Origin of the sequence: Enterobacter sp. 301B (genome assembly GCF_003850715.1) — a bacterium.
GTDB lineage: Bacteria > Pseudomonadota > Gammaproteobacteria > Enterobacterales > Enterobacteriaceae > Enterobacter > Enterobacter intestinihominis.
In genome coordinates this window covers 119,483-144,874 of the sequence record NZ_PQTC01000003.1, presented here as the reverse complement: position 1 = coordinate 144,874, position 25,392 = coordinate 119,483, and the positions used below count along the sequence as shown (strand labels likewise).

The following is a 25,392-nucleotide window of genomic DNA, read 5'->3' as shown; positions in this document are numbered from 1 at the left end:
CGTCCTCTTAGTTCTGCAATTCTTTACTGACCGGCAGGTTTTCAAACTCCTGCTGATTGCGGCGCGCACCTTGCGCCAGCTCGCGCAGGATTTTGGTCAGGAAGGGAGTTTTCAGCGTGTAGTAGCGTTTGGCGATAATGGCGCTCAGCACGTAGCAGATCGCCGGAGCCAGCGTAAACAGACCGATAATGATGCTGATGGTCGCGCTGTTCTGGGTTTTGGCTGCCGCGTCGTAGCCGCCGCCTGCCAGCATCCAGCCGATCATCGCCCCGCCCAGCGCCAGGCCGAGCTTCAGCACGAACAGCGTGCCCGCAAAGCTGATGCCGGTCAGACGTTTGCCGTTGGTCCATTCGCCGTAGTCGACGGTATCGGACATCATTACCCACTGAATCGGCGTCACCAGTTGGTGCAGCACGCCGATAACGAAGATGAAGCCGAACATCAGCACGGTGGCATGCATCGGCACGAAGAACATCGCCACGCTGACCACCGCCAGCGCGGCGTTGGTCCACCAGAAGATGCTGACCTTGCACTTCCAGTCGGTGAGCGGTTTCGCCAGCGCCGAGCCAATCAGGTTGCCGACGCAGTAGGTGGTCAGGAACGCGACGAACACCTCCGGCGAGCCCATGATCCAGGTGCAGTAATACATCATCGCGCCGCCGCGCACGCAAACGGCGAGAATGTTGAGGATGGTCAGCACGCCGACGATGCGCCACTGGTCGTTTTGCCAGATATCGCGCAGGTCTTCCCGCATGGAGGTGGTGCTTGGCGGCACCTGGATGCGCTCTTTGGTGGTGAAGAAGCAGATCGCCAGCATCAGGAACGCGACCACCGACAGCACGGCGATCCCGCCCTGGAAGCCGAACGCCTTATCGTCGCCGCCAATCAGGTTCACCAGCGGCATCATCAGCACCGTGGAGAGCATGCCGCCCGCCGTCGCCAGCACAAAGCGCCAGGACTGAAGGGAGATACGCTGCGTCGGGTCGTTGGTGATCACGCCGCCCAGCGCGCAGTACGGGATATTGACCACGGTATAGAGCAGGGTCAGCAGCGTATAGGTGATTGCGGCATAAACCATTTTGCCGTTAAGGCTGAGGTCCGGCGTGGTATACGCCAGCACGCAGACGATGCCGAACGGGATCGCGCCGAACAAAATCCACGGACGGAACTTGCCCCAGCGGCTGCGGGTGCGGTCGGCAATCAGCCCCATGCACGGGTCGGAGATCGCATCCAGCGCGCGGGCCAGCAGGAACATGGTGCCGACAAACCCGGCGGGAATACCAAAAATATCGGTGTAGAAAAACATCATGTAAAGCATGACGTTATCAAAAATGATATGGCTGGCGGCGTCTCCCATGCCGTAGCCAATCTTCTCTTTTACTGACAATACTTCGCTCATATTTTTATCCTTCACGCTGTAGGGGGCGCTGAGACCGGTTGCATTGGTTTTAAACCATTGTTTCAGGAGCGGGTATTGCGTTTTCTGGTTAAGAGATTACGTTTCTTGTTTTTTGTGATCGGGATAAAAGTTGATGAGCACGAAATGCTAACCTGAGGATTTTCTTAAGAATTAGCTGAAACAGGGGGATTCAGGTCAAAAGAGAGGTGAAAAAAGTGGTGTGGGGTATGTGGTAAATGCCTGAAAGTAGCTATAATGCGCCCCGCCTCCATGTAGCAATCGAGGCGCGGAAGATCGTCATCTCCGGTGAGGTGGCTGGACTTCAAATCCAGTTGGGGACGCCAGCGTTCCCGGGCAGGTTCGACTCCTGTGATCTTCCGCCAAAAATGTCCACTTTTTTAATAAAAACACGTCCAACATTAAATCGTCCCACCTTGCAGTTCCCTTATGTGAACATGATCACTTATTGATTTTAGTATTGAGTGTTATCCTTTCCTTTATTTTGAAATAATATTCAAGGGAAGCTGTTATGGAATGGATTGTAGGTGCTGTAATTTTAATAGCAATACTTGTTGCCATATTAAAACCAAGACAATGTGATATCTGCCATACTTATTTCAAGAGAAAATACTACACATGGAAAATAGATGGAGAGAAACAACATTTGTGTCCTAATTGCAATGGTAAAATGCAACGAAAAGTTAGTTCGCAAAAATTTAAAAGCAGATTCGGTTAAAAATAAATTAATAAAGTTTTATTTCATAATGTTTACAAATGATAAGTTCGGACTATGCATTTCTAACTTATCATTTAATTATCCCTTACCGCTATCAAAAAAGTTTTGATTGCTACTTACTCAAAAGCCTAAGCCTACAAGCCTCTTTGACCCACTTACTAAAGTTCCCTTTCCCCGCAGCCTTCTCAATCTGCTCCAAAAGCTCATCCTCGAACCGAATATTCTTCATCGTGCTCTTAGCTCGGTCAAAATTTGGTTTCTTTTTCTCTTGCATGGTAGGTACCACTTCGGTTAATTTATCTGCATGTGGTACCTACCACATGGATTCGGAATTCTGCAACGCCCAGCAGTGTTGGAGCACTAAAGGGCGTCTAACCTCATCAACTATCAAGGAGTTGATTATGGCTGATTCGCATTCTACCTCAGACGCCGACCAATCCGGAACCGAGCGTTCGGTAATTGTGGGATACCGCCCGAATGTTTTCGACAAATCCACGCCGAAAATCATCCTTTCCGGCAAATGGCTACGCGCCGCAGGTTTTGATACCGGACAGCAGGTCACAGTAAAGGTCATGAAAGGATGCATCGTTCTGGTGGCGTATAACGAGCAGGAGCAGCGTTTGCAGGACGATTATAAACGGACGAAAGCAAAGCTTATTGAGATAGAGGACGCGCTTGCAGCGATCCAAATTCCACATGCTGGAAAGCGCCTCGCAAAATCAAATACAAACCACCTGGCTTAGCGGCTGTTTCTGGCATACTACGAGCTTACAGACATTATCCTTATGAAGCATTTCTGATAAGGGTGGACGGGTCGAAAATGCAGTTGTTCGGTTTTATCGAACAACTGCCAGCGAGGCAGCCAAGTGAAAACCTTAAATGAAGTGATTGCGTCACGCTCACCGGAAAGCCAACAGCGCATTCAGGAGATGGCAGAGGAAATGTTCCTCGAAACCGGTCTGCAACTTCTGCGTGAAGAGCTCCAGCTCTCGCAAAAACATGTCGCCGATCTTATGGGCGTAAGTCAACCTGCGGTAACACAGCTGGAGCAGCGTGGAAACGATCTGAAGATTGCTACGCTTAAGCGTTACATCGAAGCGATGGGCGGAAAACTTAGCATTAACGTGGAACTACCCACTGGCAAGCAGGTTGCGTTTCATCTCTAGCGCGATTGTATCTGTAGTTGATGGCGCAACTATATAAGCCGCATTTTACATCCACCTCAGAAAATTAATTCTGCGACGTGCGCCACACCCCAGGCGTACAACCATACTCCGTCTGAAAATGACGAATAAAGTGCGCGCAGTCGCTGAATCCCATCCGCTGCGCAATATCCGTCACGCTTTGCTGCGAGTTCTTCAGCAGCCAGCAAGCATAGCGCAGTCTGGCGCTGCGGATAAATTCGCGGGCCGTTTTGCCGAATTCTGCGTGGAACAGACGGTTGAGCTGGCGTTCACTCAATGCCACTTCTCGCGCAAGCCCGGCGGTGGTGAGCGGCCGGGTCAGGAACTGTTCTATCAGCATGACGGCGCGGCGCAACCGCGAGTCAGGGATAAGCGCAAGATTCGCCGGACGTGGGGTGGCAATTTCATGCGGAACGAGCGACAAACGCTGACAGGTGGTGCTGGCGATATCATCCCCGGCATGGGCGCGGATAAGCTCAGTTGCCAGCGTCAGGGTGGAAATACCGCCCGGGCAGGTCAGCACATCACCATCGTCGATGAAATCATACCCTTGCTCAGCATAAACCAGCGGGAAAGCCTGCCGAAATGCATCAAGGTGGAAAGGATGGATGGACGCTCGTCGTTCATTCAGCAATCCTTCCTGTGCGAGGACAAAACTGCCGGTGCCAATGCCAATGAGCGGAACCCCGGCATGGTGGGCATGTGCCAGATACGCTTTATCCCCCTGATACCCTAAGTCCAGATACTGCAATTCACCGCCGATAACAGCAAGGTAGTTAAAACTGTCCGGCGGCCCATGGGGAGAATCCGGCCTCATGATAATCCCCGCATTGCTGATAATCGGGATATCAGGGAATTCACTTATCAGGCTGATTTTAAATGCTAATTTATCCTGAGCTTTCGCTGCATAACGCAGCGCCTCCAGCAACCCGGAGACGGCCAGGAGTGAATAACGGGGCCATAATATCAACCCAATATGCAGACACTTTTCCGGTACTGATTTCCCCCCATCGGAGGAGTCAAATACACTTTCCATTTACTTGCCAAATTTAAAATTAATTACATTATCGCAACATGATCTGTCGCACTTTATATTTCTAAGATAATCCTGATATTTTAAATCAAGCATAAATGAGACGGGAGGAAAATATAATGTTTTTCTCGTTTATATCATTCTTTTTTTGAACCACGACACACATATGTCGGTAATGTTCCTAAGGTAAAGATATAGTTACCATTATGTTGTTCATTGATCCGCATATAAATACTCTTGCCCGGATAGACAAAAAACTGCGGTTCATATTTTTCCAGCCAGCTGTCGTCGACATTATCGTCCGGGAACGTCATATTTTTTTCTGACGTCAGCAAATAGAGATGATCCTGTCTCTCCACCCGAAAGGAAATTTTCCTGTCGATGGTTTTACCCGGATCGCTCTTCGCCCGGCCATTCATGCTCAGGGTGCCGAATTTCCCGTCGAAGGTGTAATTCAGCCAGACCGTCAGCGTCTCATCCGGATGGTGCTGTACCAGATTAGCCTGGCATGAAAAAGGCTGAACGTAAGTTCGGTGCCACAGGTAATAGCCCGTCAGCACGCCTGCCGTGACGAGGCCCGTCACGATGATATACAGCATCTGCCGAAAACGAGTCATGCTAGCTATCCTTCAGGAAATAATCAGATATACAGCGGTTCGGTTCTTTCATTGGCCGGTCGCAGCGAATAACCGACGCACGAGGAAGCAGAGCGTACCAGCTGATGTAAACCCAGGGATATTGCGCGCATTCAGCCTTGAATTGTTCTACATAGGTCAGCGCGGAAGCGCGTTCAGCGTGGGTCTGAATGTCGTTCGCAAGATAAACGCGACAGGCCCCGACGGATGCCGCAAAACGGTAATCCTCAACAAAACGGTTTTCCCTGGCGTTCATATATCCCGTCACGCCTGCCCCGGCCAGGATGACCAATAGCCCCATGACGACAGCCAGCCAGCGTGTGGGCTTCCTGGCAACGGGCGCTGCTGGCGCGGAAGATGTTGATACCTCCTCGATCGCTGGCGCCTCCACACATTCTCCCTCTGCGGGTTGAGGCGTGACAGGCGAAGGCTCTCTGACGGTTATTTGCGTGTCGCTTGCCAGCGTCAGCCCAATACGGGGAATGGTAACGATAGGGTCAGTTTCAAAACCAATCTTTTTGAGCCCTTTGCGCAGAATGGAGATGTTCTGGTAATAGGTATTGGAGGAGACAAGCATGCCGCGGCTTTGCCAGACAATATCAAGGAACTCTTGCTGAGTGACAATCGACCCCGCTCTGTCGATTAATAACAACAGGCATCGGCCTGCTGGCGAATTTAACACAACCACACGGTCAGGATTGTTGATATCACGTAACGTGCTGGCCGCAGGATGAAATTCGACGATATTATTTATAATGTAATGCTTATGCATAGGGGCAGTATGAATTCTCCGGTTAACAGATGTTGAACCTGAGTCACCGCATGTATGTGATGACATTCGCGTCGGGATTAATGTGACTGATTAACGGCATGCTGTATATCTTCGCCATTGGCGAAAAATCTTAATTTATATTTCATCCCTTAAGCTTCACTGAACCTGCATAAGAACTCAACCCTTGTAGAATGGGGCTTGCAGAGCCGCTTCATCCGCGACCATCCTCATTATGATGTTTTGTGAAGGGAATTTCCGCTCCACAGAAGTATCTGACTATCGACAGCATCTCATTTATCAAAGCCTCTCCTTTTGGCGCACTCCTCGCCTCTTGACATTGACAAATATCTACATAAAAAAACATTGTACGCCACGGACATGCGTGTCTGAAATATTCAGTACTCTTAAGCCTTAAGTTTTCTCAACCTTACAAATATCAATAAGTTACATGGTTTTTGTATGCTTTTCACCCACCTCTCTATCAGTTTTTATCGATGATAACATTCGTAAATTGTTATTCCCCGTCAGCAACTTCACACCCGCACTGACACCAGACGACAAACTCCTTACAAAACATTTATCAAAGCTAAATTTTCATTAAAAATAGCGGCTATCATAATTTACAGAAAGCGAAGCGGAATAAGACCAATCAGAGGGAAGCGTCGTAACCGGTCTCGATCTTAGTAATTAATACAATTTTAGATTAATTCAGATTACCTCTTTATTGGCCGACGTATAGTAGGCCTACACTATGCAATACGTCATTGCTTCGAGAATACTGGCGATACTCTTATAAATAATTCGCCTGATTACTATTATAAATCGAGGAATAACATGACGAACAATAACCAAATAACACAGCATATTACTGTTGCATTGATGGGCGGCGATCATTATGCAAGAAACGGCATTAAAACGTTATTACGCAGCATCCGCGAAGACCTTCACATCATTATCATCGAAGGAGGTTATCAGGAACTGGATAAGGCGCTGTCGTCGATTCGTATCGATATCTTATTTATATCCGGCGCAGAGAAATACCATACAGGGTATGGCTCACTGAAATATTTAAAAAAAATCAAAGCCACGCATCCAGAGGTGATTATCTGCCTGTACTCAACCTCTGCCCATTCCCTGTTATGGGCCAGGGAAGATATTGATGCCTATATCTCGCTACAGAACACGGTTTATCAGTGGCGGATAAAGCTAGCAAAAATGGTCGATAGCCATTATCGGCCCCAAAAGCAGCCAGCGGCGTTATCGCTGACGCCTGGAGAAAGGAGGGTATTAAAGGAACTCAGGAACGGACTGGATATACGTTACATCGCAGAACTGGAGAAACTTTCTTATCGCCGCGTGAGCGCTTTAAAAAGCTCAGCGATAAGAAAACTCGGGCTCAGGAATAAGACAGATTTGCTGGTCTTTTTAACCAGTTAGACCTGCCGCTTTCAGAGCAAATCTCGTAATAAAAAAACCAAGGAACCATGAAATGAAAGCACGCCTTACTTGCCAATCTCTGCTGGCATTAAGCATTGCCGCCCTGCTGCCAGCGGGCTCAGCACTGGCCACCACCACCAGCGGCGGCACGGTTAACTTTAGCGGTAAAGTGGTGACCTCCGCCTGTGCCATCAGCGCCGGTAGCGCGAATATCGACGTCGACATGGGTGAAGTGCGTACCGCCACGCTGGCTGCCGCAGGCAGTGAAGCCAGTACCGCAAAAGCCTTCTCCATCACGCTGGAGGATTGCGAAATCGCCGATACCTCCGCGTCCACGGAAGATAACCCCATTGCCGCAACGACCGTGGCTATCACCTTCACCGGTACGCCGGACAGTACCGATGTGAATAGCCTGGCTGCGGGAGTAAACGGCGGCGCGGGCTCGGCGCAGCATGTCGCTATCCGTCTTTATGATGAACAGGGCAACGTCGTCAGGCTGGGTGAGCCGGCAGCAGCGATCCCCCTGCGTGCGGGGGCGAACACCCTGAACTTCAGCGCGAAATATTACTCCCCACTGGGCAACGCCACGGCGGGTGATGCCAGCGCGGTCGCAACCTACACCGTGACCTATTCGTAATCTTCAGGCCCGGTCTGCTGGCCGGGTCTGACTCAGCTTTCAGGAGACGCACAATGCGCGTAAACACATGGATTTGTCTGGCTGGCACGTTATGTTCATCCGCCGTGTATGCAGGCGGCGTGGGGTTGGGTGCAACGCGGCTGGTCTACGCAGGCGCGACGACGCAGACGATGATGCAGGTAAGAAATACCCACCCTGATGCCACGTTCCTGATCCAGTCATGGATGGAAGACGAGAAAGGGAGCCGTACCAACGACTTCGTCATCACGCCGCCGCTGTACGTCATGAAGCCCGCCAGCGAAAGCGCGGTGAAAATCATGTTCAGCGGCAACGCACTGCCAGCCGATCGCGAAACGCTGTACTGGATGACGGTCAAAGCTATCCCACAGCAGGTTAAAAACGGTTCCGGCAATTCGCTGCAATTCGCCTCTGCCAACCGCATCAAGGTCTTTTATCGCCCTGAGTCGCTTTGGGAAGGCGCAGGAGAGGCATGGAAAAACCTTGCAGGCGCCTACCGCGCGGGCAAGGTCACGCTGACCAACCCAACGCCGTATTACCTCACCACCATTAACCTGAAAATTGATGGCAGGCCGGTGTCGCCCGTCATGGTGCCGCCGAAAACCAGCGTGACGCTGGCAGACACCTTCAGCCATGCGAGCAGCATGAGCTACCAGACGATTAACGATTATGGGGCCTGGACGCCCGTTACCCGCACGTCATTGTCCCAATAATAAAAACAGTAAGGCGTGACCACATGAAAATTAAAATCCTGTGCGCCACGGCGATCGCCCTGGTGATTCGGCAAGCCGTGGCTGCCGAAAGCGAGCTGCACTTTAATCCTGCGTTTCTTAACGGCGAACAGGCAAACAGCGCCGACCTCGCCTGGGTCAACGCCGGGAGCGCGTTGCCGCCGGGCGAGTACAATCTTAACGTGTATATCAACACCCAGTTCGCGTTCACAGGTAACGTCACGTTTCGCGTCGCTGAAAACACCGCCGGTGAAGCCCTGCCGTGCCTTACACCTGCGCAATTCGCCGCACTTGGCATCGACAGCCGTCAGGCGAAAGGGGGTGAGCTGTCGCCTGCGCAGCGCTGCATTTTTTTAACCCGGTCGTTCGCCGATACCCGGTTTGATTTTGACCAGAGGACGCTTACCCTCAACTTCACCGTACCGCAAAGCGCGATGCGCGCTCTGCCGCGCGGGTACGTCAGCCCGGAGAGCTGGGAATCCGGCATCCCTGCCGCGTGGCTGAACTATGTGGTCAATGGCGCGAATAATGACTACCGGGGCGAGACGCGCACGCGGGAACAACAGCTGTTTGTGAGCCTGAACAGCGGCGCCAACCTGGGCGCATGGCGGCTGCGTGATTTCACCACGTGGACCAAAGAGAGTAACGAGCTCACCCACGTCCAGACCTGGCTACAGCGGGATATCCGCGCCCTGCGTGCCCAGGTTTATGCCGGTGAAACGTTCACCTCATCGCAGGTGTTTGACGCCGTTGGCCTGCGTGGGATTGCCCTGAAGACCGATGACAATATGTTGCCCGCCAGCCTGAGCGGTTACGCGCCTGAAGTGCGCGGCATTGCGCGCAGCAATGCCACGGTGACGGTTCGCCAGAACGGTAACGTTATCTATCAAACCTCGGTTCCGCCGGGGGCGTTTGTGCTGAAAGATCTCTATCCGACCTCTTCCGGCGGCGATCTCGCGGTCACCATTCAGGAGAGCGACGGCAGCCAGACGCAATACACCCTGCCCTTTGCCAGCGTGCCGAATCTGGTGCGTAACGGTCAGGTCAAATATGCTCTGGGGGCCGGGAAATACCGCCCTGCGGGCAATCAGATCTCGCCCTCCTTCGCGCAGGGCGAGCTGTTCCTGGGCTGGCGATACGGCCTCACGTTTTATGGCGGGGCGCAGTTTTCCGATCGCTACAACGGCCTGGCCTTCGGTATCGGGCAGAATCTCGGCCGCTTTGGCGCCTACTCCCTCGACCTCACCCATGCCCGCAGCCAGCTGGCTGATAATCAGCACTACACCGGGGATTCGGTACGCCTGCGGTACAGCAAGCTGCTGAACGATATCGGTACGCGGGTCAATTTCTTCTCGCTGCGTTACTCAACGGCAGGGTTTTATACCCTCAGCGATACCACTTACAAAGGCATGGCGGGCGGAGCGCCAGAACAGACCGTGGAAGACGATGGCACCGTCACCACTCACTACGACACGGTTTACAACCTGCATATGTCGCGTAAAGCAAAAAATCAGCTGCTGTTGTCGCAGCCGATGGGCGAATACGGCGCGCTGTCTCTGTCCTGGGATCAACAAACCTACTGGAATACGTCAAAAACCACGCAAAGTTTGCAGTTCGCGTGGAACGCAACGTTTCGTAATCTGTCGCTTGGCATCAGCGCCCAGCGTAGCTCTAGCCTGTACGACAACAAGAAAGACAATATCCTTGCGTTGTCCCTGTCGGTGCCGCTGGGTAACCCGGCGCTGTCGACCCGTCTCCGTTTTACCGCTACCCATGCGGATCCCGCTGGCACCACCGCCAGTACCGGTGTCAGTGGTTATCTGCCGGGACAGGAGAATCTTTTCTATAGCGTCAACCAGCGCTACAGCGCACAGCAGCACTACGGCGGCGATGCCGCGCTGCAATACGAGGGCGCGTGGGGAGACTATAACCTGGGCTACAGCTACGCCGGTAACTCCCGCAACCTCAGCTACGGGATGAGCGGCGGTGCGGTGCTGCATGAGGATGGCCTGACGCTGAGCCAGCCACTCGGGAACACCAATATCCTGGTGAAAGCCCCGGGCGCCAGCCATGTCGCCGTGCTCAACCACAAGGGCATCAAAACCGACAGCCGGGGCTATGCGGTGATCCCGTACGCCACGCCGTATCGCGTTAATCAGGTTGCGCTGGATGTCACCACCGTGGGCAATGACGTGGAACTTGAGAACGCCATCGCCAATAAAATCCCCACCGACGGGGCACTGGTTCGCGCCACCCTCACCACGCGTCAGGGGGCAAAAGCGATGTTTATCGTGCGTCACGCTAAAGACGTGCTCCCCTTCGGCACGCTGGTCTCGTCAGAGGATGACAACGCCAGCGGTATCGTCGGCGATGGCGGCAGCGTGTATCTGACCGGCCTGTCAGCGGAGGGAACATTGCATGCCGTATGGGGGCGCGACAGCGCCCAGCGCTGCACGATCCGCTATGCGTTGAACCCGAAAAATTATCAGGCCCGCACCGGGCTGTATTCCCAGGAGGTCATATGTCAGTAACCGTCCGGTTTCTCCCCCTGATCCTGCTGATGTTCATCACCGTCCCCGTACACGGCTATGACGTGCTGGTTTCCGTGACCGGCAACGTGATCGGCAATACCTGTATTGTCTCGGAAGATTCGAAGGAGCAAAACGTGCCGCTGGGCACCCTCGGCGTAAAGCAATTTAGCGAGGCGGGGGCAGTCAGCAATATCAAAACGCCCTTCACGCTCACCCTTGAAGCGTGCGGCCCTACCTTTGCTGGCGTGAAAATCCGCTTCAGCGGTACGCCGGATGACGAAAACCCGCAGCTTCTGAAAGTCGCTGACGGCGGCGCGACCGGCGTGGCGGTGCAGATTCTGGATAAAGACAGCGTACTTATCCCGCTGGACACCCAAACCACTGCTTACGGCGCGGCGGGGGATGACAGCGTAAAAATGACCTTCTATGCGCGACTGGCCGCCACGGGTGCGCCGGTCAATGCCGGAGACGTTTCGGCAGTGGCGACCTGGACGACGGAGTATCAATAATGCGTTTACTGTTTTTAGGCCTGTTTTTCATGACCTCTCAGGCGCTTGCCCTCTCCTGGACATCGGATATCACCCTTTCGCCAACACCCATGTCATGGTCCGGCCCGGCAGATTCCATCGTGCCCGGAAATACGATCGGCTCTGAATGGAGCGCCACTGCGAGCGTCTCGGAAGTGTTCTGGTGCGGCCTGGTATTTACCTGCTCCAAAGGGACGCTGGAGCCGAGCAGCAGCGTAACGGCCACCGGCATCACGGTTATTCTTGATGGTGCAAATTACATGGTATTTGAAACGGGCGTGCCCGGCATCGGCTTCATTCTTGGGCTTAAAGATTATAACGGCACCACCTATGTCCCGATGCAGACGGGCATTACGCAGAGTTATCCGGCCGACGGGACTAACGGTTACGCCTCCACACTGGGCTGGTCGGCAAAAGTGACGTTTATCAAGACCGGCGTTCCGCTGAAATCCGGCGTATACCAGACCCCCACCATTAATGCGGCGATCCTGACGGCCTATAACAACGAAGTGAAAACCGCACAGGTGATCATCAACCCGACCACCATCACGGTGACGGCAAGCGGCTGCACGGTAGGCACGAAAAGCGCCAACGTCGACCTGGGCACCATTGATGTTCACACGCTACCCAGCGTAGGCAGTACCTCGCCATCGGAGGCGTTTAACGTCAGCCTGACCTGCGATGAGAACGTGGCGGTTAACGCAGTAATGACCGATCAGACCACGCCGTCAAATACCTCGTCGGTCGTGACGCTGACCGGGGACTCCACGGCCTCCGGCATTGGCGTGCAGTTTTTCTATAACGGTACCGGGCCGCTGATGATGGGGACAGACAGCTCGGCCGCAGGCACGACGGGACAGTTTTTCATCCAGACCACCAGCGCAGCACAAACGCTGTCGCTGCCGTTCCAGGCGCAGTACATCCGAACCGGAGAGCTGGTCCCCGGCTCGGCTAACGCCCTGGCGAGCATTACGTTTTCGTATCAGTAGGTCAGTGTTTAACCCACACCAGCTGATCGACCCGGAAGCCCAGATCGCGTGCGGTATTCAGGTAGTCCTGTTTTACCGCATCCGGAATGGTCGGGGTGCGCGATAAAATCCACAGGTAGTCGCGGTTCGGGCCGCTGACCAGCGCGTACTGGTACTTATCGTCCAGCTTGATCACGTTATAGCCGCCGTAGAACGGGCCGAAGAACGATACCTTCAGCGCAGCCGTAGTCGGTTCGCCGGTAAAGTACGCCTTTCCTTCGCTCTCATTCCACTTGTTCTTCACCGGATCATAGCCACGATTCAGTACGCTGATACCGCCATCGCTGCGCTTGCCGTACGTCGCGGTCACCTGTTCCAGACCGCGCTCGAAGCGATTTTCCAGTCGGGCGACTTCATACCATTTGCCGAGATAGCGGCTGGCATCAAAGCCGGTAATGGGCTGCACGCCTTTCGGCGGCGTGGGAGATTTACAGGCAACCAGCGTCAGCGCAATGGCGACACCGGTAACGACAGGCCATAGCCTCATGAGAACTCCTTTCATTTACGCGGTTGGACGTTAAGTGTAGCGCACCCGTGCGGCGCTTCATCCCGTCGGGGAATATTCGTAGTATATTGAGACTACTCCTTCTCTTCGGATGCAGACATGGCTTACTCCATCGGCGAATTCGCCAGACTCAGCGGCATCACCGCCACCACGCTGCGGGCGTGGCAGCGACGCTATGGATTACTCAAACCCGAGCGTACGGACGGCGGTCACCGCCTGTACAGCGATGAGGACGTTCAGCAGGCGCTGAAAATCCTCGACTGGGTTAAAAAAGGCGTACCCATCGGCCAGGTAAAATCACTGCTGGAACGTCCTGTGCCGCGCCGCGCCAATAACTGGCAAACCCTGCAACAGGCCATGCTGCAAAAGTTGCAGGAGGGGAAAATTGAATCCCTGCGTCAGATGATTTACGACGCCGGACGCGAATACCCAAGGCCAGAGCTGGTCACTAACGTGCTGCGTCCGTTGCGCAGCCAGATATCGGCCAACGTCGCCGCCGCCATGACGCTGCGTGAGATCCTCGACGGCATCCTCATCGCCTACACCTCGTTTTGCCTTGAGGGCGATAAAAAAGCGCCGGGCGATAACATCCTCATCAGCGGCTGGCATCTGAACGACCCGTGTGAGATCTGGCTTGAAGCCCTGACGCGCACCGGCCAGGGCCACCGCATCGACATACTGCCGGTTCCCCCTGCCGCGCTGGCCCCGGAAATTTTTCCGGATCGCAAATGGCTGCTGGTTACCAGCGGTAAACTTACCGCCGCGCGAAAAAAGCAGGTTGCGCAGTGGCAGCAGCAGGTTTCCCTTGAGGTAATTATCCTCTGATTATTTTCTGCTGTGGCAAACTTCACGAAAAGTTGAATATTTTTTCGCGCAGCGAGTGCTAACGTTTTCCTGTCACCTACAACTCAACAGGAAAACACGATGAAAAAGACACTCCCTCTGATGATGCTAGCTACAATGGCTTTCGCCCCTGCCGCATTCAGCGCCCCGGCAGGCACACTGAGCGTCCACGTTCTGGACCAGCAAACCGGTATGCCGCCAGCGGATGTGGCCGTCACGCTGGAAAAGCAGGAGCAGGACAAGTGGACCCCGATTGCCAGCGGTAAAACCGACCACGACGGGCGCATCAAATCGCTCTATCCGCAGGATCAGGATATGGCGCCAGGCGTGTATAAAGTGACCTTCAAAACCGCAGATTACTTCCACGGCAAAAAGCTGGACTCCTTCTTCCCGGAAGTGCCGGTGCTGTTCACCGTCACCCGCACCAATGAAAAACTGCACATCCCGCTTCTGCTCAGCCAGTACGGTTACTCAACCTACAAGGGCAGCTGATTGCTCTTGATTTTAAAGAAGATTAGAAAATAACCCCGTCAATACTTGGACAAATACGAATTGTTGTGTAACTTTTAGATATGAGATCGGGAGGTGCACATCATGACAACAAAACCTGTGCTGGGTATTAGCGGATGTTTGACCGGTTCCGCCGTTCGCTTTGACGGCGGACATAAGCGTATGGGCTTTGTGATGGATGAGCTGGCGCAGTGGGTCGCTTTCCGCCCGGTATGCCCTGAAATGGCTATCGGCCTGCCCACGCCCCGTCCGGCGCTGCGCCTGGTGATGACCACTGGCGGCGAGACAGAAATGCGATTCAGCAAAGCGCCGCACGATGACGTCACGCAGAAGATGGCCGCATTTACGGCAGATTATCTGCCGAAAATCGGCGATCTGTCAGGGTTTATCGTCTGTGCAAAATCCCCTAGCTGCGGCATGGAGCGCGTGCGGCTGTACGACGAAAACGGCAACCGGGGCCGCAAGGAGGGTGTCGGGCTGTTCACCGCCGCCCTCCTTGAAACTTTCCCCTGGCTGCCCGTCGAAGAAGACGGTCGCCTGCACGATCCGGTACTGCGGGAAAACTTTGTTGAGCGCGTTTTTGCTCTCCATGAACTGAACGTAATGCGTAAAAATGGCCTGACGCGCCGTGCCCTGCTGGACTTTCACAGCCGCTATAAGCTTCAGCTTCTGGCGCACTATCAGGCAGGCTACCGTGAAATTGGTCCGTTTGTGGCATCACTGCATGAGTGGGACGATCTGGACGCGTTTTTCGTGGCCTATCGCGACAAACTGATGAATATCCTGAAAAAACCCGCTTCGCGGAAGAATCATACTAACGTGCTGATGCACATTCAGGGCTATTTCCGTAACCAGCTGAACAGCCGCCAGCGCGGAGAACTGCGTGATGTGATCCTGCATTACCGGGACGGACTGCTGCCGATCCTCGCGCCGCTGACGCTGCTTAAGCATTATCTGGCTGAATACCCTGACCGGTATCTGATGACGCAAAACTACTTTGATCCCTATCCTGATGATTTGGGTCTGCGTCTGGCCGTTACCTGATAAGAAAGAAGCGAAGGCCCATTGACCCACAGAGGCCCAAAGCTGTACCCCGTTTAGACGACACCCTCACTGTCGTCTTTTTTTTGCGCTCAGCGTAAAATACTGTAATTCTGTACAGGTTAAGCATGCACAGCGGAGTACCCCGATGATCAAAAATCTGCATATTCAGAACTACCGCTCAATTCGCGATATGTCGCTTGAGCTGGAACAGCTCAACATCGTGTTCGGCCCCAACGGCACCGGAAAATCCAATATTTATAAAGCGATTTACCTGATGCACAGCGCGGCGCAGGGGCAATTCTCCCAGGCGCTGGCAAACGAGGGGGGGATTTTGAAAGTGTTCTGGGCGGGCAAAACCCGCAGCGATCAGCTGCGGCGCATGAACCTGGCGGTGGAAACGGAAACCTATGAATATGAGCTTCAGGTCGGGTTCGTGGAAAAGCTGCCCTATCCCTCACAGTTTCAGCTCGATCCGGTGATCAAAGAGGAAGCTATCTGGCTGAGCGGCCAGCACCGTCGTCCGTCGTCACAGCTGATGAAGCGTAAGAACCAGGCGGTTTTCCTGAACAACGTGCATCACGAAAAAGTGACCCACAGCGGTACGCTGTATGAGAACGAGTCGGTGTTCGGGCAGCTCGGTGAACCGCACCTCTACCCCGAAGTATCGCAGATGCGCGAGTCCCTGCGTAACTGGCGCTTTTATCATGAGTTTTCCGTCTCATCCGGCTCGGCGATCCGTGCGCCGCAGGTGGGTTTTCGTTCCCCGGTGCTGGCCAGCGACGGCGCGAACCTGGCCGCCGCGTTTCAGACCATTGTCGAAATTGGCGACGAGCTGCTGCTGATGCGCATTCTCGACCAGGCCTTCCCCGGCTGCGTGTTTTACAGCGACAACACCGGCGGGCGCTTCCGCATGATGATGCAGCGCGAGGGGCTGAGCAGGCCGCTGGAACCGGCAGAGTTCTCCGACGGGACGCTGCGTTTTCTGTGCCTGGCGGTGGCGCTGTTAAGCCCGCGCCCTCCCGCATTCATCGCCCTCAACGAACCGGAAAACAGCCTGCATCCGCAGATGCTGCCCGCTCTGGCAAGCCTCATTGCCGAGGCCAGCCGCTACTCGCAGATCTGGCTCACCAGCCACTCGCCGGAGCTGGCGCAGTTGATTGAGAAGCACCGATCGTTTTCGCTGTATCAGCTGTCGATGATGGAGGGGGAGACGCGGATGGAGCGGCTGGGGTAATGCATTTCTTTTATGCAGTCACCACTTTCAAGGTCGCCATCAACGACGAAGATGATTTCCGTCGGTATATACCTTCGGCGAATTCTGCGCTCGCGACAGATTATCAAATTTATTGTTGCCAGTTTCTGATGCCAGGATAATCTGTAAACGTTGGTTATCAGATGAGAAAATTAAAATGGATATTGTACTTTTCCCTGGTCAGAACGCCCGCGCATGGGCTGAAACAATGATAAATCTTGAAGCCCGCAAGCTCATCAATACTGCGAATATTGTCGGAGGGCAACATCTCAGCGACGGACTCGCACGGATTAAATTTATGGATGATATTCGGCAGTTTGTGATGCAACAATTTAGTGCTACCCGGGCAGCCAGAAGTGATGAAGAGTGCATGGAATGCCTGAAAAACATCCGGGCTGAGAACGAAAGTCTTCTTGAGCAAAGCAGAATGCTTCGCTCCCGTACTGCTCAGCTTTTTGCTCAGATTGAACTGGTTAAAGAAAATAACAAAGTCGTCGGTTACGTTATCTCATCGATTAAGGTTGTGCTTTCAGGGTTACAGATTGTTGCAGGTGTTGGTGCAATGATGACAATGAATCCAGTGGGTGCGCTTGCAGGAGCGATTCTGGTTATGGATGGTGCAAATGCCATTTCAAAAGAAATTAACAGAACGCTTCAACATCAACCAAACTCCGAAGGTATGCTGGCAGATGGCGTCATGGATATCGCTCAGTTTATGGGATTTAAACGTGAATCAGCACTTGGGGTATTCAATAGCGTAAGCCTGGCAGCAAGCGTCTATACGGTATTTGGCGCCATCCGGAAACCCGAATCATGGCGTCTGTTTCGTTATCTCCCGCTGGATTTCTACCGCAAAGTCGACGGAATGAATCGCGCAGCGCTCACTATGAAAATTGTCGGCTGGGGTGTCTCTGCAAAAGTCTCGTTTGATTTAATTTCTAATGCGTCTGGCCAGAACTAATGTATTTCTTTCTGAAGCGCCAGGCTTTGTAAGCAATGATTGGGGGTTGAAAAAACCAGGCAATAATCAATACGATGAAAAGAGAAATACCGCCGGAAACAATATTGTAATGTTCAGCGAAAAAAAGAAGCGCCAGGAAAATCAGAGCCACAGCCGCAGTAATACACAGTACCATGATGAAACGCTTGCCCAACTCAAGCACCACCTCGAGCAGGGATGAACCATAACGGCTAATGTTCCGGTTCAGATACGCTAATTCCTTTACGGTGAAACCTGATTCAAGTAACTGCGTTTCAATATTGTTCATGCCACTACCTTTTCTTCTGGAAAGTAACGTGGATTATCTTAACCGGAAGAGAAGTGCTTGTAACCCGTCTGATGCATACCCATTACCGCCCGCTTTAAAGGCAAAGAAGTCGCCCACGTCTTTTTATTCCATCTCGCCAGCATTATTTTTCGCTGCAAACGGCTTAACGCGAAACGTCTTACGCCACTCCGCCGGACTGACGCCAAAGCGCGCCTTAAACTGCTGCCGATACGTCACCGCTGATAAAAACCCCACCTGCTCAGCGACGCTTTCGATTGGCAGACTGCCGGACTCCAGCAGGATCTGGCTGCGCCGCAGTCGCTCGGCGGTAAGCCAGTCGGCAACGCTCATGCCCGTCGCCTTGATAAAATGGCGGGTCAGCGTGCGTCGGCTCATCGACACCACGTCCGCCAGCGAATCCAGGTTATGCGGCTCGGAAATGTGCTGCTGAAGGTAGTCTATGAGACAGTTAATCCGCCCGTCGCGGGTATCTTTCGGCACAGGCTGCGCAATAAACTGCGCCTGCCCGCCCTCGCGGTGCGGCGGGACGATCATCCGGCGGGCAATCTGATTGGCGACGACGCTGCCAAAGCGCTGGCGGATGATATACAAACAGCAGTCGAGCGCGGCGGCGGTACCTGCCGAGGTGATCACATTGCCGTCGTCCACGTAGAGCGCGTTGATGTCCAGTCGAACGTCCGGAAACAGCGTCTGAAACTGGTGTTCAAACTCCCAATGGGTGGCGGCCCGTTTGCCGCTGAGTATGCCGGCATAGCCCAGCACAAACGATCCCAGACACAGCCCAACAATTTCCGCCCCGTTGTCTCTGGCCTTAACCAGGCTGTCGAGCAGCGTCTGAGGCGGGCGCTCCAGTACGTGCTGCCAGTAGGGTACAACCACAATTTCAGCCGATGCGATCGCGGAAAAATCCTGCGTCGCATGCAGGGCAAAACCGTCTTTCGAGGTCAGGAATCCCGGTTTTTCAGCGCAGATCGTGACGTTAAAGCGCTTTTCCCCGGATACCGTATCGCCAAACAGAATGCAGGGGACGGAGTAGTGGAACGGGCTAAACCCGTCCACCGCGACAATAGCAACGTTAACAAGCGGCATCTGTCTCTCCTTTCCCCTTTAACACTCAGAATATAACGGTTTCGCCGTCCTGAGGAATGCTCACCGCGTCACTTATCTCGTTGGCGTCAACATACTCGCGCAGCGCGCGGCGGGTCAGCAGGCAGTGGTTGATAGCTTCCATATGGGTCGCCACGATTTTCGCCTGCGGCAGCAGGAAATGCACGTTAAGCAGATCTTCTTCCCCCATGATAATTGGCCCAAACCCGATGACGTGGGCGTAACCAGCGTTGAGCACGACAACGTCCGGTTGATGCTTTTGTAGATCGGCCGCAACCGCGTCGCGCCAGATGGTATCCCCTGCGATATAAAGCGTCTTCTCATCGGGATGACGGAAGACCACGCCGCAGGCTTCACCCAGACGCTCTGCCAGCTCCGGCACGGCATAAGCGCGGTCAGTGCCGTGCTGGCCGCCATAAGTTTTCGCAATCCGGATATCGCCGAACGTCGTTTCGTCGGTCATGACCGTCAGGTTGTGAAAGCCCTGTCCGCGCAGCAGCGCGGCATCGCTATCATTTTGCACGTAGATCGGCTTGTGTTTGGCGATCAGCTCAACGGCATACTGATCCCAGTGATCGTCATGGGTATGGGTGACGATCACCGCATCGGTGTCCAGCAGCGTTTGAACGTCAACGGGAAGCTCGACCATCGGGTTGCGAATATCGGCCCGCGCGGTGCCGGGAAAACCCGGATAAGCGCCTTTTGGCGCCAGCATTGGGTCGATTAAAAAGCGTTTTCCTGCGTAAGTGATCAGCTGGGTGGCGTTGCGAATTTGCGTAATGTTCATGGGCTATCCTCCGGTTGGTATGAGAAGGAGAATAGCCCCAGGGTGCCGTTAAGAATGTGGGCTAAAGGGCGATGATCGATGAAATCGGGTCAATCGATAAACCGCTTGCGCACCCTTTCCAGCGGCGCAATCAGCAGATTGATAAGCGGCTTACGATCGATAACGATATCGGCGTTCACCGTCATCCCGCCCATCAGCATGCGCTTTTTCTTGTCCGGGTCGGTAAACCAGGAGGGGACGCGCACTTTAGCCAGGTAGTAGTTCTGCCCTTCCTGGAGCGGGATCAGCGCCGAATGGGCATCAATGTTTACCTCATAGAAATCGGACAGCGTCGCCTCCACGGAACCGTATTTGTCCACGGGCCAGGAGTCGAAGCGCAGCTTGACCTTATCGCCTTTCGCCACGCGCCCCACCCCCGTTGCCGGAACATACAGGTACCCCTCCATCGTCGCCGCGGTATTTTTACGGATCACCACCACCACCTCGCTGTTTTGCGTAATGGCCCGGCCTGGCGGGAAGTTAATCGCCACCACGTAGCCATCTGAAGGGGCCAGCATCGCCATGGTGGAACTCCCCCGGCTGGACAGGTTGCGATCAATTTCGCTGATGCGGTTTTTCACGTACAGCTGCTCTTCGCTCAGCGAGTCAATTTGCGACTGGGTGCTGTCGGTCAGGCTGGTTTTGCGCGCCTCAAGCTCAAGAATAGTGCTCTCCTCCAGCGTCAGGTTGAGCTGGGCGTTGAGCACATCGTTATGGCTTTTATCGAGATCCACTTTGGAGACATAGCCCTTCCCGGAGACGGATTTCCACGCCTCGTAGGTGTCGGTGCTGTTTTTTAACAGCGCGCGCAGCTTCTTCACCTTATCGCGGGAAACGGCGATCTGCTTGTCAGTGAGAGCCAGCTGCTGTGCCAGATTTTTGCGATACGACGCAATCGAGTCCTCAATGGCCTGGATGCGCTGCTCGCTGCGCTTTTTCTCCGCTTCCATCTGCTGGCGGTCAAACTGCACCACCGAGCCCTGCTTGCCGCCATAGTCCTGCGACACGGTGAACAGCGGATCGTTTTCCTTCACGTACTGGCCGGGCCGGACGGCAAAATCAACAAGGGTTCCGGACTCTCTGGCGCGCACCTCCACATCGCCCTGCGCCGGGATCAGCACCCCGCGTGCCAGCGTGGTTTCCGAAAAGTTGAAAGCAATCGCAAAGACCAGCAGGCAGAGAAAAAAGGCGATGAACAGCGTCAGCACGGTTTTCAGCCGCGGCGCGTTGATTTGATAGCTTTTTGAGAAGTGGTGCGGGATTAGCGCCCGACGCTGTCGGCTTCGGTTTTTTAATTTCACGATATGTCATCCATGATAAATCACTGAAAGATCGTCCCATCCACTCCAGAGCGTGGGGGTTTTGCGCAGCGCGTTCAGCGTGTCGGCGGCGGCCAGACGGTAATCCTCTGGCGCATACGCCTGGCTCTCCAGCCCAAACTCTGCCGCGTGCAGCGAACAGACCGGCAGCAGCGTTCGGACGCTGTAGCCATAACGCGATAAAAACCGCGTGGAGACGTCCGTTAACCACGCCTTGCGATCGCCTGCCTGAATTGGGAACAGTGGCGCATCCGGCAGGCGTTCATCCATCAGCAGCACCGTCACCAGGCGCTGAGGGGCGAAAAACGAGCCGGCGCGCCGTCCATCGTGTGCGGCCATCAGCTTGTGCAGCGCAGGGTGACGGGTAATAAACTGAAAGCGCACATCATCTGGCGCGGTGGCGAGCAGCGCATCCATAATCAGGCCAAAGCCCGCCCAGCGCATGCCCAGAAGCAGGGTGCGAGGCGAACTGTAAAACCCCTGATCCTGCGTCCACTGCGCCACGTACGCATGCAGATCGAAGCGAACGTTGCGCGCCCACAGCGCGGGCGGGAAAATCTGTTCCACGAAGTTAAACCCGCTCAGCTCATGGGCATTCTGATGCAGAAAATCAGCCGGCACATCGGCCTCCGGGCAGGGCATAAACTGGCTGTAGTTTTGCGCAATCCGGTTTGCCATTAAGGTGCGTCCGGCCTGGCGCGCGCAGAGTCGGGCATAGAGACGCGGCAGAAACATCATTGCTCACTCTCCCGCAGGGTGCCGTTTTCCATGGTATAGAGACGCCCCTGACAGCCCACCACGTCCGGCGAGTGGGTAACAAATACCAGGCCAATCCCCAGGCTACGCAGGTTCGCCAGCACCTTTTGCGCGGTGGTCTTATCCAGGTTCGCCGTCACTTCGTCGCAGAGCAGTAGCTTAGGCTGGCTGTACAGGGCGCGCGCCAGGACCAGACGCTGCATCTCCCCGGCCGAGAAAAAGGTGTTCCCCGGCAGCATCTCCGTTTCGTAACCGTGCGGCAGACGGGCGACGACGTGGTCCACTTCCGCCAGCCGACACGCGGCGATGACCTGCTCTTTATCCGGCGCGCTGTCAAAGCAGGCGATGTTGTCCAGAATCGAGCCGGTGAAGAGAATATCGTCTGCATGGACAATGCGGATGTGCTGGCGTAGCGAGGAAAGATCGCACTCTTCAATGGGGATCTTATTGATCCGCAGCGTGCCAGACGATGACAGCAACATGCCGGAGATCAGACGCAGCAGCGTGGTTTTTCCCGACCCGCTCTGGCCCACAATCACCGCCTCTTCGCCCTGCTTCAGGGTCATGTTGATATGCTGTAGCGTGGCCTCCCGGCCCGGATAGGCAAATGAGACATCCTCAAATTGCAGACAGACCGGCGAGGTGACAATCCGCTTCCCAAACTGGCTGGTTTCAGAGGGGGCAAACAGCAGGTCGCCCACGCGATCCAGCGGCCCCTTAAGGGCATTTTTGTCCAGCAGCTTCTGCGCCACCTGCACCATGGCATCGGAAAAATAGCGCTTATAGCTGATATAGGCGTACAGCATCCCGATACTCATCTGCCCTTCCAGGATCAGCCACGCGCCAAAGCAGACCACCAGCAGCTGCTCGGCATTGATCACCAGCAGCGAAGCCACGTCAAAGCGGGCCAGCAGCCGCTCTTTACGCATCAGCCCGGCGATGTGTTCGCGCTGGGATTTGTCCATCACCGCATCCCGGGCCTGCTCCATATTGTTCGCCTTGAGCGTAATGATCCCTTTCTGTGTCTCTACCAGCAGAGATTCATACTGGGCGGTACGCTCGATGGAGTCATCCACCGCGCGTTGATAGGGGCCGATCAGCGAAAAGCGGATCAGGAAAAACACGCCCATCAGCAGCATCGTCAGCAGCGCAATTTTGACGTTATACAGCAGCATAAACAGCAGGCTGGTGACGGCGATCAGGCTGGAAAAGAGAATTTGCACGTAACCATTGCTGATGAACTCCGCGCAGGCGTGGAGCGATTTTTCAATAGCCAGCACGATGCCCGGCGGGCGCGAGCGGAACCAGCTGGTCTGGGTGCGCAGCATGTAGTGGCGCACGGACTGGCTTAAATCGTCATAGGCAATATTACGCATCAGGATCTCAAGCAGCTGCTTGAGGAATTTACCGATGACTTCAAAGATAAAGACGATAGCGAAGATCGCGGTGAGCAGGATCACCAAATCGCTGTCGCTGCGGGAAATGGCCTCATCCATAATCAGCTGCACGTAGGTGGGGCTCGCCAGCATGGTGATGAGAGTAAAAATACAGAGCACAAACAGCAGCAGCTGGCGCTGGAACAGGCTCGGAGATTTATTGGCTAACCGGCCAAGCGTGAGCTTTTCATCCGGGGATTTCTTTTCGAAACACGGCGTGGGCTTAAGCTCAAGCACATAGCCGGAAAACAGTTTTTCCGCCTCTTTCAGGCGGTAGCTACGCACGCCGCTGGCCGGGTCGTGAACGGTCACGCTGCGGCTGTCGATCTTCACGATGACCACGAAATGGTTGCCGCGCCAGAAGGCGATGAGCGGCAGCTCAGACGTTTCTATTTCAGTGATTTCGCCTTTAAGCACCCGGCCAGACATATTTTTATCGCTGGCAAGGGTCAACAATTCCGCCATTGAGGTTCCCGCATCGGCGGAAACGGAAATCTCCCGGCGCAGCTGGCTGACGGAGACATGGTGGTCATAGTGCCCCAACACCATCGCCAGGCAGGCCAGTCCACATTCGGTAAATTCATGCTGGCGAATAACAGGGGTCTTACCCTGTTTTTTATACTGAAAGAGCGAAAACATAATGATCCGTGGCTGAAATAAAAAAATGGCCCGGCAATGCGGGCCATGCGTACAACGTGCTTCTCGCTTAGGCGCTGAAGAAACCGCCGATGAAGCCGCCCACCAGGCCGAATACGCCGCCGATGGTGCCGCCCAGCGCGCCTAACATCTGGCTGCCCGCGTTATAGCCCGCGCTTGCGCCCTGAATAGCGGCAGCAAACGGATCCCAACCACCGATGATGGCCTGTGCTTTTTTGAAATCGATAACTTGCATGATACTTTTCCTGTAAACGTGAATTAGTTGTAGCTACCAACCAGCGCGCCCAGGAAGCCCATTGCGCCACCCAGAACTCCGCCAACCACACCGCCAACCATGCCCATGATGCTAGCGCCAGTGTCGTAACCCAGCTGTGCACCTTTAACCAGACCAGCGAACGGGTTTAACGCGCCGCCAATAATGTCTTTCGCTTCTACGAATGAAATCGCTTTCATTTTTATCTCCTGTAGTGATGGATCTTTAGCATGATGCTAAAGGCTAATTTCCTTTTATGAAGGAAAGCGGTTGCTACGGGCAGGTGGTCAGCGGAATGATTTTATTGCCATAAATAATCATTCGCCTTGCAGCCTGCCCGGCATTATCTATTTCCAGCCGTTGCCCTGGAGGAATATATTTTGAATTATTGTATTGCGTACTGCACCCGACCGAGGAAACATATTTAAAATAGGTATTCCCGGTATTACTCACCACCCCGTTGCTAAACGCATAATCAAAATATCGTGTCCATGGACGGACAATCAAAATAGCCTCAAGCGAGACCACCACATCCGACTGGATGCGCTGGCCTTTGCGCGTGATGACCTTTGCCTGGAGCGGCGTCTCGGTGAATTTTACGCGATAGTATCGCTCTTTGTTGTCATGCGGGCCGGTATAGTAAAATTTAAAACCCGCGCGCTCACCGCTCCCCAGCGTTAATTGCTTAGGCGAATAAATGACTTCGCCGTCTTTTATTTCGGTTTCTTTTCCCTTCTCTTTAGGAACGTCTACCTGAATAAGCGAAACGGTATAATTCTGACGTTCGCTGGTATCGTTTTTTATCGGCTGAAAAACAACTTCTCTTTCGGGAAGAAAATCAATATTCAGACTTTCGATAATTAAAGCATTTGCCCCTGTGGAAATGAAGCAATTTATTGCAAAAATAGCCAGGAATTTTCCAGTCAT

General features: G+C 54.0%; 29 protein-coding genes and 1 tRNA gene. 15 read left to right on the top strand and 15 right to left on the bottom strand.

Going from position 1 to position 25,392, the window contains the following annotated elements; genetic code table 11:
- Positions 1-7: 7 nt before the first annotated feature.
- Entirely contained in the window at positions 8-1,399 is a 1,392-nt protein-coding gene (locus C3451_RS04920; RefSeq protein ID WP_045621021.1) for a glycoside-pentoside-hexuronide family transporter, read from the bottom strand.
- A 288-nt stretch (positions 1,400-1,687) separates the two neighbouring features.
- Between C3451_RS04920 and C3451_RS04915 the strand changes: the two genes are divergently transcribed.
- Both C3451_RS04915 and C3451_RS04910 read left to right on the top strand, forming a co-directional pair.
- Positions 1,688-1,782: transfer RNA gene (locus C3451_RS04915), tRNA-Sec, on the top strand.
- A gap of 146 nt (positions 1,783-1,928) precedes the next feature.
- On the top strand, positions 1,929-2,135 hold the full coding sequence (locus tag C3451_RS04910) for a hypothetical protein (RefSeq protein ID WP_071788007.1): 207 nt from the start codon (positions 1,929-1,931) through the stop codon (positions 2,133-2,135).
- Between the two features lie 112 nt (positions 2,136-2,247).
- Here C3451_RS04910 and C3451_RS04905 read toward each other — a convergent pair whose 3' ends face one another.
- Entirely contained in the window at positions 2,248-2,409 is a 162-nt protein-coding gene (locus C3451_RS04905) for a YlcI/YnfO family protein (protein WP_072050122.1), read from the bottom strand.
- Positions 2,410-2,536: 127 nt separating this feature from the next.
- On the opposite strand from C3451_RS04905, the gene C3451_RS04900 reads away from it, so the two are divergent.
- The gene (locus C3451_RS04900) at positions 2,537-2,878 is read left to right on the top strand and encodes a SymE family type I addiction module toxin (RefSeq protein ID WP_045621019.1); all 342 of its coding nucleotides are present in this window, start codon (positions 2,537-2,539) and stop codon (positions 2,876-2,878) included.
- Between the two features lie 123 nt (positions 2,879-3,001).
- Positions 3,002-3,301, top strand: coding sequence for an XRE family transcriptional regulator (locus C3451_RS04895; protein ID WP_023299004.1), 300 nt, complete (start codon positions 3,002-3,004; stop codon positions 3,299-3,301).
- 64 nt (positions 3,302-3,365) lie between these two features.
- On the opposite strand, the gene C3451_RS04890 is transcribed toward C3451_RS04895, so the two are convergent.
- From C3451_RS04890 to C3451_RS04880, 3 genes are all read right to left on the bottom strand, one after another.
- Complete coding sequence (locus C3451_RS04890; protein ID WP_038415011.1) at positions 3,366-4,247, bottom strand: helix-turn-helix domain-containing protein; 882 nt, start codon at positions 4,245-4,247, stop codon at positions 3,366-3,368.
- 242 nt (positions 4,248-4,489) lie between these two features.
- The gene (locus tag C3451_RS04885) at positions 4,490-4,969 is read right to left on the bottom strand and encodes a hypothetical protein (protein WP_017693981.1); all 480 of its coding nucleotides are present in this window, start codon (positions 4,967-4,969) and stop codon (positions 4,490-4,492) included.
- A gap of 1 nt (position 4,970) precedes the next feature.
- Positions 4,971-5,759 carry a winged helix-turn-helix domain-containing protein gene (locus tag C3451_RS04880; RefSeq protein ID WP_045621018.1) on the bottom strand — a complete coding sequence of 263 codons (789 nt, stop codon included), beginning with the start codon at positions 5,757-5,759 and terminating at the stop codon, positions 4,971-4,973.
- Positions 5,760-6,593: 834 nt separating this feature from the next.
- Here C3451_RS04880 and C3451_RS04875 point away from each other — a divergent pair.
- From C3451_RS04875 to C3451_RS04850, 6 genes are read left to right on the top strand one after another with little or no spacing between them, the layout of a single operon-like run.
- A complete protein-coding gene (locus tag C3451_RS04875) occupies positions 6,594-7,196 on the top strand; it encodes a LuxR C-terminal-related transcriptional regulator (protein ID WP_045621017.1) in 603 nt (200 codons plus the stop codon).
- 52 nt (positions 7,197-7,248) lie between these two features.
- Positions 7,249-7,833, top strand: a complete 585-nt coding sequence (locus tag C3451_RS04870) for a fimbrial protein (RefSeq protein WP_045621016.1) — start codon at positions 7,249-7,251, stop codon at positions 7,831-7,833.
- 53 nt (positions 7,834-7,886) lie between these two features.
- Positions 7,887-8,564 (top strand): fimbria/pilus periplasmic chaperone, encoded by a 678-nt coding sequence (locus C3451_RS04865; protein WP_124304242.1) that lies wholly within the window; start codon positions 7,887-7,889, stop codon positions 8,562-8,564.
- Between the two features lie 23 nt (positions 8,565-8,587).
- Positions 8,588-11,113, top strand: coding sequence for a fimbria/pilus outer membrane usher protein (locus tag C3451_RS04860; RefSeq protein WP_045621015.1), 2,526 nt, complete (start codon positions 8,588-8,590; stop codon positions 11,111-11,113).
- A complete protein-coding gene (locus C3451_RS04855) occupies positions 11,104-11,622 on the top strand; it encodes a fimbrial protein (protein WP_022646600.1) in 519 nt (172 codons plus the stop codon). Before C3451_RS04860 ends, C3451_RS04855 begins: the two co-directional genes overlap by 10 nt.
- Positions 11,622-12,629, top strand: coding sequence for a fimbrial protein (locus tag C3451_RS04850; protein ID WP_045621014.1), 1,008 nt, complete (start codon positions 11,622-11,624; stop codon positions 12,627-12,629). The genes C3451_RS04855 and C3451_RS04850 overlap by 1 nt, the downstream gene beginning before the upstream one ends.
- 1 nt (position 12,630) lies before the next feature.
- Here C3451_RS04850 and C3451_RS04845 read toward each other — a convergent pair whose 3' ends face one another.
- On the bottom strand, positions 12,631-13,155 hold the full coding sequence (locus C3451_RS04845; RefSeq protein WP_023305169.1) for a lipocalin family protein: 525 nt from the start codon (positions 13,153-13,155) through the stop codon (positions 12,631-12,633).
- Positions 13,156-13,272: 117 nt separating this feature from the next.
- Here C3451_RS04845 and C3451_RS04840 point away from each other — a divergent pair, with 117 nt between their 5' ends.
- The 5 genes from C3451_RS04840 to C3451_RS04820 all read left to right on the top strand — a co-directional run bounded on the left by C3451_RS04840 (position 13,273) and on the right by C3451_RS04820 (position 17,783).
- Positions 13,273-13,998 carry a MerR family transcriptional regulator gene (locus C3451_RS04840; protein WP_022646597.1) on the top strand — a complete coding sequence of 242 codons (726 nt, stop codon included), beginning with the start codon at positions 13,273-13,275 and terminating at the stop codon, positions 13,996-13,998.
- A gap of 99 nt (positions 13,999-14,097) precedes the next feature.
- Positions 14,098-14,508, top strand: a complete 411-nt coding sequence (gene uraH, locus C3451_RS04835; protein WP_017383647.1) for a hydroxyisourate hydrolase — start codon at positions 14,098-14,100, stop codon at positions 14,506-14,508.
- A 102-nt stretch (positions 14,509-14,610) separates the two neighbouring features.
- Positions 14,611-15,570, top strand: a complete 960-nt coding sequence (locus C3451_RS04830) for a DUF523 and DUF1722 domain-containing protein (RefSeq protein ID WP_045621013.1) — start codon at positions 14,611-14,613, stop codon at positions 15,568-15,570.
- 145 nt (positions 15,571-15,715) lie between these two features.
- Entirely contained in the window at positions 15,716-16,804 is a 1,089-nt protein-coding gene (locus C3451_RS04825) for an AAA family ATPase (protein WP_023305168.1), read from the top strand.
- Between the two features lie 175 nt (positions 16,805-16,979).
- Positions 16,980-17,783, top strand: coding sequence for a DUF4225 domain-containing protein (locus C3451_RS04820; RefSeq protein ID WP_022646593.1), 804 nt, complete (start codon positions 16,980-16,982; stop codon positions 17,781-17,783).
- Here C3451_RS04820 and C3451_RS04815 read toward each other — a convergent pair.
- The 9 genes from C3451_RS04815 to C3451_RS04775 all read right to left on the bottom strand — a co-directional run bounded on the left by C3451_RS04815 (position 17,761) and on the right by C3451_RS04775 (position 25,392).
- Positions 17,761-18,090 carry a hypothetical protein gene (locus tag C3451_RS04815; protein ID WP_045621012.1) on the bottom strand — a complete coding sequence of 110 codons (330 nt, stop codon included), beginning with the start codon at positions 18,088-18,090 and terminating at the stop codon, positions 17,761-17,763. The genes C3451_RS04820 and C3451_RS04815 overlap by 23 nt on opposite strands.
- A 123-nt stretch (positions 18,091-18,213) precedes the next feature.
- Complete coding sequence (locus tag C3451_RS04810; protein ID WP_045621011.1) at positions 18,214-19,200, bottom strand: helix-turn-helix domain-containing protein; 987 nt, start codon at positions 19,198-19,200, stop codon at positions 18,214-18,216.
- 25 nt (positions 19,201-19,225) lie between these two features.
- A complete protein-coding gene (locus C3451_RS04805; RefSeq protein WP_032626633.1) occupies positions 19,226-20,005 on the bottom strand; it encodes an MBL fold metallo-hydrolase in 780 nt (259 codons plus the stop codon).
- A gap of 89 nt (positions 20,006-20,094) precedes the next feature.
- Complete coding sequence (locus tag C3451_RS04800; protein ID WP_023298992.1) at positions 20,095-21,345, bottom strand: HlyD family efflux transporter periplasmic adaptor subunit; 1,251 nt, start codon at positions 21,343-21,345, stop codon at positions 20,095-20,097.
- A gap of 6 nt (positions 21,346-21,351) precedes the next feature.
- A complete protein-coding gene (locus C3451_RS04795; protein ID WP_045621010.1) occupies positions 21,352-22,101 on the bottom strand; it encodes a hypothetical protein in 750 nt (249 codons plus the stop codon).
- Positions 22,098-24,194: a peptidase domain-containing ABC transporter gene (locus tag C3451_RS04790; RefSeq protein ID WP_045621009.1), complete on the bottom strand. Its 2,097-nt coding sequence runs from the start codon at positions 24,192-24,194 to the stop codon at positions 22,098-22,100. Before C3451_RS04790 ends, C3451_RS04795 begins: the two co-directional genes overlap by 4 nt.
- 67 nt (positions 24,195-24,261) lie before the next feature.
- Positions 24,262-24,447 (bottom strand): hypothetical protein, encoded by a 186-nt coding sequence (locus C3451_RS04785; RefSeq protein ID WP_001196016.1) that lies wholly within the window; start codon positions 24,445-24,447, stop codon positions 24,262-24,264.
- Between the two features lie 23 nt (positions 24,448-24,470).
- On the bottom strand, positions 24,471-24,665 hold the full coding sequence (locus C3451_RS04780) for a hypothetical protein (RefSeq protein WP_022646586.1): 195 nt from the start codon (positions 24,663-24,665) through the stop codon (positions 24,471-24,473).
- A gap of 73 nt (positions 24,666-24,738) precedes the next feature.
- Positions 24,739-25,392 carry a hypothetical protein gene (locus C3451_RS04775; RefSeq protein ID WP_045621008.1) on the bottom strand — a complete coding sequence of 218 codons (654 nt, stop codon included), beginning with the start codon at positions 25,390-25,392 and terminating at the stop codon, positions 24,739-24,741.